Raw genomic sequence first — 14,257 nt, 5'->3', positions numbered from 1 at the left:
GTGCTCAGCCATGCATGATGATAGTCACCAGGATGAGTGGTCGCTAGAGACCCTTGCCATTCGCGCGGGCCATCACCGTACGTTTGAGCAAGAGCACGCCGAGCCCATTTTTCCCACCTCAAGCTTTGTTTACGAAAGTGCGGCTGAGGCCGCACGCAAGTTTGGGGGACAAGAGCCAGGCAACGTCTATTCACGCTTTACTAATCCCACGGTTCATACGTTCGAGCGCCGTTTGGCGGCGCTTGAGGGTGGCGAACGGTGTGTGGCGACGAGCTCGGGGATGTCGGCCATTTTATCGACGGCATTGGCGCTGCTAAGTGCCGGTGATGAAATCGTTGCATCACGCTCGTTGTTTGGTTCTACCGTGAGCTTGTTTGACAAATACCTGGGCAAATTTGGTATCACGACTCGCTATGTGGAGCTGTCAAATGTTTCTGCCTGGGAAGAGGCCATCGGCCCAAATACCAAGCTGTTGTTTGCGGAAACACCTTCTAATCCATTATCTGAAGTCGCGGATATCCCAGCATTAGCCGAACTTGCTAAGCGTAGTGGTGCACTTTTAGCGATTGATAACTGCTTCTTAACCCCGGCTCTTCAGCGGCCAATTGCACTTGGCGCCGATTTAGTTATCCATTCCGCGACGAAGTATCTGGATGGGCAGGGACGTGCTGTTGGTGGAGCGGTCGTTGGTAAACACGACGTGTTGGAAGAAGTGTTTGGTGTTGTACGCACCTGTGGACCTTGCCTTAGCCCCTTTAATGCGTGGATTTTTACCAAAGGCCTTGAAACTTTATCGTTGCGTATGAAAGCGCATTGCGAAAATGCGCTGACCTTGGCGCGCTGGCTAGACCAGCACCCGGCCGTTAACAAAGTGTACTACAGCGGCCTGGAAGCGCACCCTCAGCATGTGCTTGCCAAGCAACAGCAGCAAGGGTTTGGTGCCGTGCTAGGCTTCGAAGTAAAAGGTGGCCAAGAGGGCGCTTGGCAGGTGATTGATGCCACCAAGATGCTGTCTATTACGGGTAACTTAGGGGATGTTAAAACCACAATTACCCATCCGGCCACCACAACGCATGGACGTCTTTCTGATGCGCAAAAAGAAGCTGCGGGTATAACGCCTGGGTTAATTCGCGTGGCGGTGGGGCTGGAAAGCCAAGCTGACATTCAGCGCGATCTTGCCTCTGGGTTGGATGTTTTGGCGGCTAGCTGAGCGATTCAGATAGCGTTTGATAAGCCGGCCATTCGTGGCCGGTTTTTTTATTACTTGCTTGGCTGACGATTTTCTTAAGTACGGGTTTTTAAGAATGGCTTTGAAGGATGGTTTTTAACAAACGTTTTTTACGAATGGTGTGTTCTGCTTTTTTCAGCGGTGTTTTGATGATTAAGACGGTATGCTTTATATAAGAATGTGCTTACAGCGGGTATGACTTAGCGCTGTTGTGAACGAGGAAATCAAGGATGTGGCGGAACACGCAGAGTGGTTGGGGAGTCATTAGTATTGTTCTTCACTGGCTAAGCGCACTAACGATTGTGGGATTGTTTGCGCTAGGCTGGTGGATGACAGATCTTGGCTACTACGATACTTGGTATAACCAAGCACCGTGGGTACATCGTTCTATTGGTATCTTGTTGTTAATCGCTACCTTTGCTCGCTTGGTGTGGCGACTAATTCAGCCGACACCCCATGCGGAAGGAAGTCGCTTTGAACGTTTAGCCGCCCATGCTGGCCATACAATGCTGTATGCCTTGTTGTTGTTGGTTCTTGTCAGTGGTTACTTGATTTCTACAGCCAACGGGCGCGGAGTTAGTGTCTTTGGTTGGTTCGAAGTGCCTGCGTTGCTTCACGGGCTTCCTAATCAAGCCAGTCTAGCGGGCGATGTTCACTGGTATAGCGCCCTGGCACTCATCGCATTGGCTGCAGGGCACGCTCTAGCCGCTATGAAGCACCATTGGTGGGATCGCCATTCAACATTCGTGCGGATGGTGAATCCTGCTCATAGCCGCAAGCGATAATGGAATTTTTTGTCCACTGCGTGGGTATTTTGCTCGTAGTGTTTATTAGGAAAGAAAGGAGATTTCCACGATGTTAAAGAAAACCGCTTTTGCGACTGCAATAGCCGCCGCTTCGCTAGCGACGTTCGGCCAAGCGCAAGCAGCAGAATATCAAATTGATACCGAAGGCCAGCATGCCTTTGTTCAATTTAAAATTAGCCACCTCGGCTTTTCTTATATTCTAGGTACTTTCGAAGAATTTGACGGTCAGTTTTCTTATGACCCAGAGGATTTAGAAGCTTCTTCTGTAGAAATGGAAGTGCAGGTGAGCAGCCTAAACACTAACCACGCAGAGCGTGATCGCCACTTCTTAAGCAGCGACTTCCTTGATGCCAGCGAATATCCTACCGCAACCTTCACTTCAACAGGTTTTGAATCGACAGGTGACAATGAAGGCGTGGTAACCGGTGAATTAACGCTTCACGGTGAGACACAGGAAATTGAAATGCCTGTCACCTTGATGGGCGAAGGCGATGACCCCTGGGGTAATTACCGTGCAGGCTTTGAAGGTAGCACCATGCTAACGCTGGGTGATTTTGGTATTGATATGAGCGATTTCCCAGAATCGATGCACGAACTGGAGCTTTACGTGACGTTTGAAGGCATTCGTCAGTAAGCTAGTGCAAGCAAGAAAGCGCCATCACCCTTGCATGGGTGATGGCGCTTTTGCGTTGGGTGCCACTATAAACAACGCTCATCTAGCAGGCTAGAAAGTGTCCTTAACTACACTATATGCATCGTTACTCACCCTGTTTTGAGGAGTTTTCTTTGGCAGCAGTCGTTATGCAACAGCGCGAGCTGGCGATAACCTTATGGCGTCAAACATGGCCGATGGCCATTGGTGTGCTGGCGCTATTGGGTTTTCAGCTTGTGGACAGTGCTTTTATTGCCCGTTTGGGAACCGCGCCCTTGGCCGCCCAGTCGTTCACCTTCCCTTTGTCATTTCTGATTATTGGTATTCAGGTAGGAATGGGGATCGCGATTGCGGCGCTTATCTCCCGCGCCTTAGGGGCTGGAGAAGACGTTAGAGCGCAGCGCTTAAGCAGCCTTGTGCTAATTGCTGGTGGGCTTGTCATTGGCATGCTGGTAGTAGCGCTTTGGTTTCTTCAAGTGCCAATATTTAGGCTGTTAGGCGCCGATGATAATGCGCTGGTCTATATTCGCGCTTACTGGGGGCCACAGCTCTTTTCGGCTTGGTTAGGTGCGCTGCTCTATTTTATTTACAGCGTGTTTCGTGCCCACGGCGATACACGTCTTCCAGGTAAGATGATGGTACTCAGCAGCCTTATCAACCTGGGGTTGGATCCGCTGTTTATTTTTGGCATCGGCTCTTGGCAAGGGTGGGGGTTGCCGGGCGCGGCTTGGGCGACCGCCATCGCTTTTTCTGTCGGGCTTTTATTCAGCAGTATTAAACTAAAGCGTCGACAATGGACGACGACCACCGCGATATGGCAAGAAGCTGGACACTCGTGGCGGGCTTTTACCAGTATCGCCGCTCCCGCTATGGTTAGCCAACTGATGCCGCCTCTGGCAGCGATGCTGGCGATTGCGGCTGTTGCTGGCTTGGGGGATACCCAAGTAGCAGCATGGGGGCTTGCTAGCCGGCTTGAAACGGTTTCGCTGATGGTGATATTGGCGATGACGATGTCGCTGCCACCGTGGCTTGGGCGTTGCTATGGGGCGGGCGACTGGGGACAGATTCAGCAACTGATGCGCTTGGCAGTGAATGTCGCGTTGATATGGCAGCTCAGCCTAGGGGTGTTATTGGCACTGGCTTCACCCTGGGTGGCTATGGTGCTAGCCGGAAATCAGGAGGTGCAGAGTGAACTCGCGCTTCTGATTCGCTTTTTGTTGCCAAGTTATGCTGCGCTGGGTGTTTGCATGCTGGTGGTATCCGCAGGTAACGCGCTTGGCTGGCCCCTTAGGGCGATGCTGCTTTCGAGCGCGCGGCTGTTTATTTGCTACCTACCTTGTTTATGGGTGGGAGCACAGTTGTTTGGGTGGACAGGCTTAGCCGTTGGCGCAGCAGTGGGTAATGTGTTGGCAGGGGTTGTTGCTTGGATGGTACTCAGACGCATTTTATCCCGCCCACATCGGCAGGCGGGATTCAGCCAGTAATGTAGTTTAAGGTTTCTTTGGGGCTTCCTGAAATGAGAAATACATAAACAGCAGCGCCATGCCCAAGTAACCCATGACAAATTCAGGCGCCGCATTAAAGGCTAGTTTGGGGGCGTGCATCAGTCCTACGAATGAGAAGCCTGCCGCAATAGCGGCAAACGCGGCTGCCCGTCGGAACTGATGGTCGATCACTGACACTGTCATTGCCCCTAGGAAGATGGCCATAAACATCGCGCCTTGCCCCATGACAACAATGGCACTGGAAATATCGCTGACGACGTCACCTGCGCCCCGGTTGAAGCGCGTCATCACATAGTTGGCAAAGTAGGGCAGCATCGCCAGCGCAATAGCCGGATAGTAGCGGGTGTCGTTCGCTTGAAATGCGGTGGCAATCATCGACATGCCCACAAATACCAAGATAGGGGCCACTACTGATACCGGAATAATGGCCGCTAAGGCAGCGATCAGGCCAAACATGGTGGCTAAGGCATAAACCGCACCGTTTAAAATGCTGTAGCCTCGTCCTGCGCCCATCCACTTCGCGCCCACCGTTGCGATATAGACAGTTGTTGGAAATACGCCGCCAAACAGTGCGCCGATCATCGTGCCTGCCCCATCAACTGCCTGGCACTCACGCACATCGTATTTATCGCCAGCCGCCTCCATCGCTTCAACGTTATTCATGGTTTCAATAGCGTTATAGAGAGTGATGGGGAGCACGACGGTAAGTACGGCCAACATGCCGGTAAATAGTAAGCCGAGCCCTTCATACCACGCTAAGTTAGGTAGCAGTGGGTAGAACCCTAAATGCGTAAAAGCATCGCTGAAGCGTTCGCTGCCCGCATCACCAATCAAATAAGCCATCGCAGTACCGACCACAATGGCAAACAGCGATGTCGGTAGCTTAAACGGCATGCTGACACGTGCCACAAGACCAACAATGATAATACCGAGCACCAGAAGTCCAATGATAGGCATTTCCAAGGTTTTAAATAGCATCTCACCGGCAATAAAGGTGAGTGCGACGCCAGCAACAGCACCCAACATGGCGGCCCGTGGGAGGTGATACTGCACCCAGCGGCCAATAATGCTAATCAAGGCTTCTATTGCGCCACTAATAAAGCAGGCGGCCACGGCAACTTTCCAGGCTAATTCTGCGTCACCGGTTAATTGCTTGGCGGGAAGCAATACGCCGAATAGAAATACAAACATAACCGGGGTAGAAATGCCGTAGGAGAGCGCAGTGACATCACTGCGGTTTTCTTTTCGTGCGAGTCTTGCAGCACTCCATGCGTAATAAAAATTGCCTGCCATGACAGCTACCGCGGCACCAGGCAGCACCTGGCCATAAACAATGGAGGTGGGGAACCCCATGCCAAGCATGGTGATTGCGATAATGACAAAGTTGGCAATATTGTTTTGAAACAGCGCGAAGAACGCGTCGGTATCTTCTTTTTTGTACCATGGATAGTGAGTGCCGGCAGCCGCCATGTTAGGCCTCTTGGTTATGGTGTGTTGTATGCAAGGCTATGCTGAGTGTGCCGAAAATTTGACTAATCGGTCAAGCATCGCGTTGTAGTGGACGCCGCACGGGCGCCCCAGGCTCTGGCGGCAAGCGCACAATTGTACATAACAATTGCTTGTCTGTTCAGTTGCTTAATATCAATCCACCAACAAAAACGCCCAGGCAATTTGCCTGGGCGTTTCAGTCGTTGAGATCAACAAGTTATCAACGGATAAGTGTTATTCGTTAACGGCAGCGATGGCCTTAGCGAGGTAAGGCAGATTCTCGTGGGAAAACCCTGCAACGTTGGCACGGCCAGAGCGCACCATGTAAATACCGAACTCATCACGCAGGCGATCTACTTGTTCCGGTGTTAAGCCGGTGTATGAGAACATGCCGCGCTGTTCAGCAACACATGCATACTTTTGGTCAAGGCCGTACGGCTTGAGGGCCTCAACGAAGTCACGACGCAGCGTGTTGATGCGATCACGCATTTCAGTTAACTCTTCACGCCAAATAGCAGATAGTTCAGCGTCGTGGAGAATTTCACTAACAATCGCACCGCCGTGGGCGGGCGGATTAGAATAGTTCTCACGGGCAACGATGGCCGCTTGAGAGCGAACGTTTTCCATCTGCTCGGCGTCTTTTGCAATCAGAATCAAGCAGCCAGTGCGTTCGCAGTAAATGCCAAAGTTCTTCGAGCAAGAACTCGTAATGATGACTTCATCAAGGTTTTCGGCCAGCAGTCGAACACCGTATGCATCTTCATCCAGGCCTTCCCCGAAGCCCTGGTAAGCGAAGTCAACCAGTGGCAGCAGCTTGCGCTCGCTCAGTACCGCCATCACTTCTTGCCACTGATCTTTAGACAGATCAAAGCCGGTCGGATTGTGGCAACAGGCATGAAGTACTACAACGTCGCCTTCCGGAATCTTTTTCAGCGCCGCTAACATGCCATCGAAATCAAGGCGGTTGTTGGCGTCAACATAAGGGTATTTGTGAAGTTCTATGCCCGCAGCGGTAAAAATGCCGTGATGGTTTGGCCAAGTAGGATCGCTGACCCAAATTCCTTTTCCAGGAAGCTGGTGAGCAATAAAGTCAGCGGCTAAGCGCAGTGCACCTGTTCCACCGGGAGACTGGGTAGCGCTCGCGCGATTGGCTTTCAACACGGCAGAATCTGCACCTAATACCATAGGCAGCACAGCATCACCGTAAGCAGGGGCACCATGAGAGCCAATATAGGTCTTGGTGGTTTCATTCTTGAGCAGGCGAGCTTCTGCTTCCTTGACAGCACGCATAACTGGCGTATTGCCTTGTGCATCTCGGTACACGCCAACCCCTAAATCGACTTTCTGGGGATTGGTGTCTTTTTTGAAAGCTTCGATCAGCCCGAGAATGGCATCTCCTGGGACTCGCTCAATTTGCTCAAACATTTATTCGGCTACCTCGTCGGTTCTGGCGGCAAGAATGAAATCATTAAGATGCAGGCCCTTTATTGCATGGGACCACCACGTGACGGTGGTTTTACCCCACTCAGTAACAATGACAGGGTGGTGCCCAGCCTGCTCTGCTATGTCGCCGACGCGCTGGGTAAATGCCAGGGCATCAGCAAAGTTGCGAAACGTAAACTGTCTCGTCAGCTTCATGATGCCATCGTGGTCAACAATCTGCCACTCTGAAAGCGCTTCTAGATGGGGTTGGCATGCGCTATAAGTGAGCGGTATGGCATTGCTACTGCAGGGTTCACAGGTGGTTTGAGCAAGGGTTGTCATGTGTTGTCTCCTTTTAATATTGCTCTTATCAGGGTAGAAGGCATACACAGTCACGACCAACCTCTTTGGCACTGTATAAAGCTTGATCAGCGCGCTCTATTAAGTTGGCTAAAGGCTCACCGCACCGATACTCCGCTACACCAATGCTCACCGTTACTTGGCCTGCCCCAATTCCAAAGTCGTAGTTTGCGATGGCATGTCGCAGGCGGTCAGCGAGTTTATGGCATTGTTGCAGCGGTGTGAGCGGCAACACGACCATAAACTCTTCGCCGCCAAGCCTTGCCACCATATCTTCGCATCGCAGGAGTTGCTGAGTTTGTATGGCAAGCTGTTCGAGTACGCTATCGCCTTGTAAGTGCCCCCAGCGATCATTGAGTTGTTTAAAATGGTCGATATCTACCATCATGATAGATAGAGGCGTCCCGTGCCGCGTGCTCAGTGAGGCTAGGTGCGTTAAGTGCACCATAAGTTTGCGCCGGTTGGGTAACCCCGTTAAAGGATCGGTGTCACAGAGCTTTCTTAGCCGCTGCTCTTCAGCGACTTGGTCAGTAATATCCATCATGATGCCGTCCCAGCGCACACCATCGGATGTTGGAGAGGGGTTAGCGCTAACCGCAATCCAGTGTGGTTTTCCTTTAGGGAAGGGGAGTCGAAAACGGGTGGTGAGCGGTAGCATCCAGCGGGCAGACCGCTCAATGGAAGACATTATTTTGGGGTGATCGTGACCGGTTAAATATTCAATTAGTTGGCCAGCATCATGAGCTAATTGTTGCCGGTCGATGTGTCCTAGCGCCTCGCCCCCTCCTTCAAGGTAGGGAAAGTGCATACGGCCACAATGTGATCGATAAAATTGAAAAATAACCCCAGGTATTTGGGATATTAGGCTGTCAGTACTGTGTGGTACTGGGACTGTGTCATTCACGGGCATGCGTGAAGCTCCAAATCATATGCCAAATAAAAGTTAATCGTGAAGATTAGCCCTAAAAAGGTAACTAATATGTAAGCCATTGCTGACAATTTCATCTTTTTTTAAAATTAATTGAACTATTAATATATGAAAAAAGAATTAAAGGCAGCTTTAAAGTGCATGCCATAGAAATGTTGGCGCGAAACAGGAAAACCTATTACTTTTCGGTATATTTAATTCTTTTTTTATTGCCGAGGTGTTTCTTTGAATGCAGTAAAGGGAGCCACTGTACAGACAGACCATTCGGCTAGCGCTCTAAAAGCGAGGGGTGGTTTGGTGAGTTTGGTGGGCGCTGGCCCAGGAGACCCAGAGCTACTGACGTTAAAAGCTTACAAGCGGCTTTTGACAGCAGAGGTCGTGCTTTACGATCGTCTCGTTAGCGATGAAGTGTTAGCCCTGATTGGGCCCCAGGCTGCGCGGTTTTACGTTGGTAAAGCAAAGTCTTCACACAGTGTCCCTCAAAATGAAATCAACCAAACACTGGTGACGTGGGCAAAGCAAGGTAAGCGCGTTGTACGCCTCAAGGGTGGAGATCCTTTCATCTTTGGTCGGGGTGGGGAAGAGCTTGAGACGCTAGTGGCTGAAAACGTGGTGGTAGAGGTTGTTCCGGGCATTACAGCGGCCTCTGGCTGTGCAGCCTATGCAGGCATTCCACTGACACATCGAGACCATGCGCAGTCGGTTCGCTTTGTAACGGGCCACTTGCAACATGGAGAGTGCTCGCTTGACTGGCAAGCGTTAGCACGGCCTGGCCAAACCTTGGTATTTTACATGGGGCTGAGTAACTTAGAGGCCATCTGTCAGGCGTTGATTGAAAATGGGCTTTCACCTAGTACGCCTTTGGCGCTGATTGAGCAGGGCACAACACAGCACCAGCGTACGCATATTGGTTCTTTGCAACAGCTGCCTGAAGCATTTCAGCAGGGTGAGGTTACGCCCCCTACGTTATTGATTATTGGTAGTGTTGTGTCGTTACACGCCACGCTTTCTTGGTTTGAGGTCACCGCTGCGGGTGCGGTAGGCTTTGAGGAAGGCAAACACCACACTAATCAAGAAGCGGGTACCAGCGGGTAATAGTATGGATCGTTGGTCATATACGTTGATCACTGGCTAGATGTTGCTAGATGTGTATGCTAGTAAAAGAATGTCAGGTGTTAAATACCTATCAACGCTGCTGATATCGGTAGCCTAAAAAAGAAGAGAGGGACGCAGTATGTCAGAAGCAAACCACTCGGATACTCAAGCGTCGGCGAGTAAGCCGGACATGAAAACGCTTTTTAAGGACAACCGTGTCAAAGGAATCGCCGGTATTGCCGCCATCGCTGTTATCTGGGCAATTATGGCGCAGTCTAACTCAGGTACTCGGCAAGAGCGCGTCGAGATGTTAGAAGGCCAGCTAGCCAGCGTTGAGCAAGATAATAGCCAGCTCAGCCAGCGGATTGCAGAAGTAGAGCAAGCTGAGACCGACTTGAGTGCAATGCGTGAGGAAATGGCATCGCTGGAAGAGCAGCAAACCCAGGCGCAAAGCGAACTTGAGTCCGCTCAGCGTGATACAAGTGCGGTGCAATCGCGTCTTGAAGAGTTAGAGGCTGAGCGTGATACGCTTCAGCAGGAAATTGATACGTTAAATGAACAGGTAGAAAGCGCTGAAACTGACATGCAGGCGCTAAAAGAAGAGCGTGACCAAGTCATAAGCGCACGTGACGAAGCTGAGTCTGCTCGCCAGCAAGTTGAAGAAGCCCGCCAAAGTGCCGAAGCAGCTCGCCAAGAAGCTGAGTCAGCTCGTCAGCAAGCTGAACAGGAGCGCCAGGAAGCCGTTGAAGAGCTTAGTGCCGCTCAAGAAGAGTTGTCTAGTCTAGAGACACAGATGAGTGAGGCTAACGAACAACTGACCGGTATCGAGGAAGAAATTTCAGCCGTTCAAAGTGAACTGGATAATTTACGAAGCGAGCGTGATTCGCTCACCAGTGAGCGGGATGAATTGCAAAGCGAGGTTGATTCGTTAACTGAGCTGCGTGAAGAAGAGCAGCAGAGCCTCGACCAAGTGCGCACCGAGATGGATGATCTTATGGTCGCGCTGGATATTGGTCGTGAAGAAGTCGCTAATATTGAAAGTGATATTGAATCCCGCGAGGAGCAGCTTGCACGTCTGGAAACTCAGCTTAGTGAGTGGCGCGATGAGCTTTCTTCGTTGGAAAGCCGCTTGCACGTAAACGATGCGGCGAATGACGAAGTGCCTTCTCTGGCTGGCGAGCAGGGTAACAATGCAGCTTCTAATTCAGATAGCTCTGATTCGAATGGTTCTGATTCGGACAGCTCTAATACAAATAGCTCTGAGCAAGCCGAAGCAGACAGCTCATCAGACCAAGAGCAGCAAAACAGTAACTAATCGATACACCTCAGTGCGCTGATTAATAGCGCAATGAAGCGGATGTAGGTAGCACCTGCATCCGCTTTTTGTATGTTGGTTTAGAAATAGGCCACCTAGGAGTATCATTCAAACTACGGAAAGATTGGTCGCAAAAGATAGGAGTGCCATTGATGGACGGTGTAAAACATATAGTAGCAGTGGCATCGGGGAAAGGTGGGGTCGGCAAATCGACCGTTACTGTGAACTTGGCACTAGCGCTTTCTGCTCAGGGCTATCGTGTCGGCGTACTGGATGCCGATATTTACGGCCCTAGCCAAGCGCAAATGTTGGGTGTTAAAGAGGGTGTACGTCCTCAGGCAACAGATGACAATAAGTTCCTGCCGCTAGAGGCGCATGGCCTTCAAGCGATGTCGATGGCCTTTATGGTTAACACCCGTGAGGCGATGGTATGGCGTGGACCTATGGTGGTTGGCGCGTTTCAGCAAATGCTGACGCAAACCCAGTGGGATAATCTTGATTTTCTGCTGATTGATATGCCGCCAGGCACCGGCGATATTCAGTTGACGCTAGCGCAAAAAGTGCCTGTTTCAGGGGCCGTAATTGTAACTACGCCTCAGGATATTGCGCTGTTGGATGCCCGTAAAGGCATAGAGATGTTCCGCAAGGTCAATGTGCCAGTGCTTGGTGTAGTAGAGAACATGAGCCTTTATCATTGTGAAAACTGCGGCCATGAGGCTGCTATTTTTGGTACCGGTGGCGGTGATCGAATCGCAGAAGAGTACGATACGACAGTCCTTGGCCGGCTACCATTAACGCTATCTATTCGTGAGTTAGCCGACTCTGGCCGTCCCAGCGTAATTTCTGAACCCGATAGCTCAGTGAGCCGCACGTTTGCAGATATTGCCAAACAAGTGGCGCAATCAGTCAATGCCAGCCATAGCGGCGGTCCTACTATTTCTTTTAGCGAGTGATGACGTAACAAATGAGTATTAAATCTGATAAGTGGATTCGTCGCATGGCACAAAGCGATGCCATGATTGAACCGTTTGAAGCTGAGCAGGTGCGCTATGTGAATGACCAGCGCGTGATCTCTTACGGCACGTCGAGCTACGGTTACGACGTTCGCTGTGCCGATGAATTTAAAGTGTTTACTAACATACATTCCGCTATTGTCGACCCCAAAGCGTTTGATGACAAAAGCTTCGTCGATATTAAGGGCGATGTGTGTATTATCCCGCCGAATTCCTTCGCATTAGCACGTACGGTTGAGTACTTTCGTATTCCGCGTAGTGTGCTGACGATTTGCCTTGGAAAATCCACCTACGCGCGCTGCGGCATTATTGTCAATGTAACGCCCCTTGAGCCAGAGTGGGAAGGGCATGTGACCCTTGAGTTTTCAAATACTACCAATCTGCCAGCCAAGATTTACGCCCATGAAGGGGTAGCTCAGATGCTGTTCCTGGAGTCTGATGAGGTGTGTGAAACGTCTTATAAAGATCGCGGTGGCAAATATATGGGGCAACGAGGGGTTACGCTGCCTCGTACTTAATATTTGCAGGTTAAATGAAAAACGCCTTACCGCTATTAGCGCGTAAGGCGTTTTTTATGGTCAGACCAGTGACGTTTAAGTGTTTTCGTCTAGTTCTTCATCTAACTCTTCTGCAGCATCTGTGTGGGAGAGCCGCATGCCATGAGGCGGCAGGGGGTGACCATCCATGGTGGCACTTTCAGCGCTATATTGCAGGCGGCCTTGCAAAAACCACTGAACGGCAATTGGAAAGATGAGGTGTTCACGAGCGTGCACCTTTTCCTTAAGCGTATCAACAGTATCTTCACTGGTGACGTTCAACTCCGCTTGCAGTACAACGGGGCCACCATCTAGCTCTTCAGTGACGAAATGCACGCTACAGCCATGCTGTTTGACACCATCTGCTAACGCCCGAGCATGGGTATTTAACCCTTGATAAGCCGGTAGCAATGAGGGGTGAATGTTGAGCATTCTGCCTAAAAAACGCTGCACAAAACGGGGCGTCAAAATGCGCATGAAGCCTGCTAAAACAATTAAATCAGGCTCATGACGTTCGATGACTTTGATCAGCGCTCCGTCGTAAGCATCGCGGCTGTCATATTCGCGATGCGGTAACGCAACGGCTTCAATATCTGCTTCTAAGGCGCGCTTCAAACCATAGGCATCGGGCTCATTGGATATAACAGCGACGATTTCCCCGCCAAGTCGGTCATGGCTTTGGGCGTCAATCAGCGCCTGTAAATTACTGCCACTGCCAGAAATCAACACCACAATACGCCGCGCCGCTGTTGGTTCTGGCGCCACGTCGTTTATGGTGTCGTTGAACGTGCCGCTATTGAAGTCAGTGCTGCTCATGCGCGAAGGTTCTCCAAAACGACGGCTTCCTCCTGGCGCTGAATAATCTGACCAATTTGATAAACGGTCTCGCCTTGAGCTTGCAGGTGCGCCATGGCGTTTTCAGCGTGGGCCTGAGGCACCACGACGACCATGCCGATGCCGCAGTTCAGTACACGGTGCATTTCAGTTTCGCTGACATTGCCTTGGGCTTGTAACCAGTTAAATACTTCTGGGCGCTGCCAAGTAGAAAGATCAACGTGGGCTGCGAGGGTGTCGGGAAGAACACGGGGAATGTTTTCCAGTAAACCGCCACCCGTAATATGAGAAAGCGCGTGAACAGGAATATCAGTGCCGCGCATCATCGACAGCAGTGACTTCACATAGATACGCGTTGGTGCCATCAACGCGTCGCCAAGAGGCTGGCCATCCACGGTATCGTTGAGTGATGTGTTGCTAACTTCTAGGATTTTGCGAATCAGCGAGTAGCCATTGGAGTGCGGGCCGGAAGAAGCGAGTCCAAGCAGTACATCGCCTTCAGCTACCTTGCTACCATCTAAAATGTCGGCCTTTTCAACAATGCCAACGCAGAAGCCTGCCAAGTCGTAGTCACTACCTTCATACATGCCGGGCATTTCGGCGGTTTCGCCGCCTACTAGTGCGCAACCAGCCTGTTCGCAACCAGCACCAATGCCGGTTACAACATCTGCAGCGATATCCACATCCAGCTTACCCGTGGCATAGTAGTCAAGGAATAGCAGCGGTTCAGCACCTGCAACGATTAAATCGTTGACACACATAGCGACAAGATCAATGCCAATGGTGTCATGCTTACCAAGGTTCATGGCAAGCCGCAGCTTAGTGCCGACACCATCCGTGCCGGAAACCAGGACTGGCTGTTTATAACCAGCGGGAATCTCGCACAGTGCGCCAAACCCGCCAAGGCCACCTAGTACTTCAGGGCGTGTCGTGCGTTTGGCAACGTGTTTGATGCGGTCAACCAGCGCGTTGCCGGCATCAATATCGACACCTGCGTCTTTGTAGCTGAGTGAAGGAGTGGCCTGAGAAGTGGAGGTATCGGTCATGACAGATCCTGTGAAGCCTATAGCAGTAC

Annotated in this window: 14 protein-coding genes; 8 read left to right on the top strand and 6 right to left on the bottom strand. The window is 51.0% G+C overall.

Features of this window, described 5'->3' with window-relative positions; all coding sequences use genetic code 11:
- The first annotated feature begins 10 nt into the window (after positions 1-10).
- The 4 genes from L1X57_RS16315 to L1X57_RS16300 all read left to right on the top strand — a co-directional run bounded on the left by L1X57_RS16315 (position 11) and on the right by L1X57_RS16300 (position 4,170).
- Positions 11-1,210 (top strand): O-succinylhomoserine sulfhydrylase, encoded by a 1,200-nt coding sequence (locus L1X57_RS16315; protein ID WP_009723454.1) that lies wholly within the window; start codon positions 11-13, stop codon positions 1,208-1,210.
- Between the two features lie 248 nt (positions 1,211-1,458).
- On the top strand, positions 1,459-2,013 hold the full coding sequence (locus L1X57_RS16310; protein WP_009723453.1) for a cytochrome b: 555 nt from the start codon (positions 1,459-1,461) through the stop codon (positions 2,011-2,013).
- A gap of 70 nt (positions 2,014-2,083) precedes the next feature.
- Entirely contained in the window at positions 2,084-2,668 is a 585-nt protein-coding gene (locus tag L1X57_RS16305) for a YceI family protein (protein ID WP_009723452.1), read from the top strand.
- A gap of 167 nt (positions 2,669-2,835) precedes the next feature.
- Positions 2,836-4,170 carry an MATE family efflux transporter gene (locus L1X57_RS16300; protein WP_234668061.1) on the top strand — a complete coding sequence of 445 codons (1,335 nt, stop codon included), beginning with the start codon at positions 2,836-2,838 and terminating at the stop codon, positions 4,168-4,170.
- Between the two features lie 6 nt (positions 4,171-4,176).
- Here the strand turns inward: L1X57_RS16300 and L1X57_RS16295 are convergent, their stop codons facing one another.
- From L1X57_RS16295 to L1X57_RS16280, 4 genes are all read right to left on the bottom strand, one after another.
- Entirely contained in the window at positions 4,177-5,661 is a 1,485-nt protein-coding gene (locus L1X57_RS16295) for a uracil permease (protein ID WP_009723450.1), read from the bottom strand.
- A 252-nt stretch (positions 5,662-5,913) separates the two neighbouring features.
- A complete protein-coding gene (locus L1X57_RS16290; protein ID WP_009723449.1) occupies positions 5,914-7,104 on the bottom strand; it encodes an amino acid aminotransferase in 1,191 nt (396 codons plus the stop codon).
- A complete protein-coding gene (locus L1X57_RS16285; RefSeq protein WP_009723448.1) occupies positions 7,105-7,443 on the bottom strand; it encodes a 4a-hydroxytetrahydrobiopterin dehydratase in 339 nt (112 codons plus the stop codon).
- A gap of 28 nt (positions 7,444-7,471) precedes the next feature.
- Positions 7,472-8,371 (bottom strand): GGDEF domain-containing protein, encoded by a 900-nt coding sequence (locus L1X57_RS16280; protein ID WP_039869111.1) that lies wholly within the window; start codon positions 8,369-8,371, stop codon positions 7,472-7,474.
- A 315-nt stretch (positions 8,372-8,686) separates the two neighbouring features.
- On the opposite strand from L1X57_RS16280, the gene cobA reads away from it, so the two are divergent.
- The 4 genes from cobA to dcd all read left to right on the top strand — a co-directional run bounded on the left by cobA (position 8,687) and on the right by dcd (position 12,330).
- The gene (gene cobA / locus L1X57_RS16275) at positions 8,687-9,484 is read left to right on the top strand and encodes a uroporphyrinogen-III C-methyltransferase (RefSeq protein ID WP_009723446.1); all 798 of its coding nucleotides are present in this window, start codon (positions 8,687-8,689) and stop codon (positions 9,482-9,484) included.
- A gap of 139 nt (positions 9,485-9,623) precedes the next feature.
- Positions 9,624-10,799 (top strand): kinesin K39, encoded by a 1,176-nt coding sequence (locus L1X57_RS16270; RefSeq protein WP_009723445.1) that lies wholly within the window; start codon positions 9,624-9,626, stop codon positions 10,797-10,799.
- A 152-nt stretch (positions 10,800-10,951) separates the two neighbouring features.
- The gene (gene apbC, locus L1X57_RS16265) at positions 10,952-11,752 is read left to right on the top strand and encodes an iron-sulfur cluster carrier protein ApbC (RefSeq protein ID WP_009723444.1); all 801 of its coding nucleotides are present in this window, start codon (positions 10,952-10,954) and stop codon (positions 11,750-11,752) included.
- A gap of 11 nt (positions 11,753-11,763) precedes the next feature.
- Complete coding sequence (gene dcd, locus L1X57_RS16260; RefSeq protein ID WP_009723443.1) at positions 11,764-12,330, top strand: dCTP deaminase; 567 nt, start codon at positions 11,764-11,766, stop codon at positions 12,328-12,330.
- Positions 12,331-12,405: 75 nt separating this feature from the next.
- Here the strand turns inward: dcd and purN are convergent, their stop codons facing one another.
- Both purN and purM read right to left on the bottom strand, forming a co-directional pair.
- Complete coding sequence (gene purN / locus L1X57_RS16255) at positions 12,406-13,164, bottom strand: phosphoribosylglycinamide formyltransferase (RefSeq protein WP_009723442.1); 759 nt, start codon at positions 13,162-13,164, stop codon at positions 12,406-12,408.
- Entirely contained in the window at positions 13,161-14,228 is a 1,068-nt protein-coding gene (gene purM / locus L1X57_RS16250; protein ID WP_009723441.1) for a phosphoribosylformylglycinamidine cyclo-ligase, read from the bottom strand. The genes purN and purM overlap by 4 nt, the downstream gene beginning before the upstream one ends.
- Positions 14,229-14,257 lie beyond the last annotated feature (29 nt).

Origin of the sequence: Halomonas sp. TD01 (assembly GCF_923868895.1) — a bacterium.
Lineage (GTDB): Bacteria > Pseudomonadota > Gammaproteobacteria > Pseudomonadales > Halomonadaceae > Vreelandella.
This window is presented reverse-complemented; position numbering and strand designations above follow the sequence as displayed.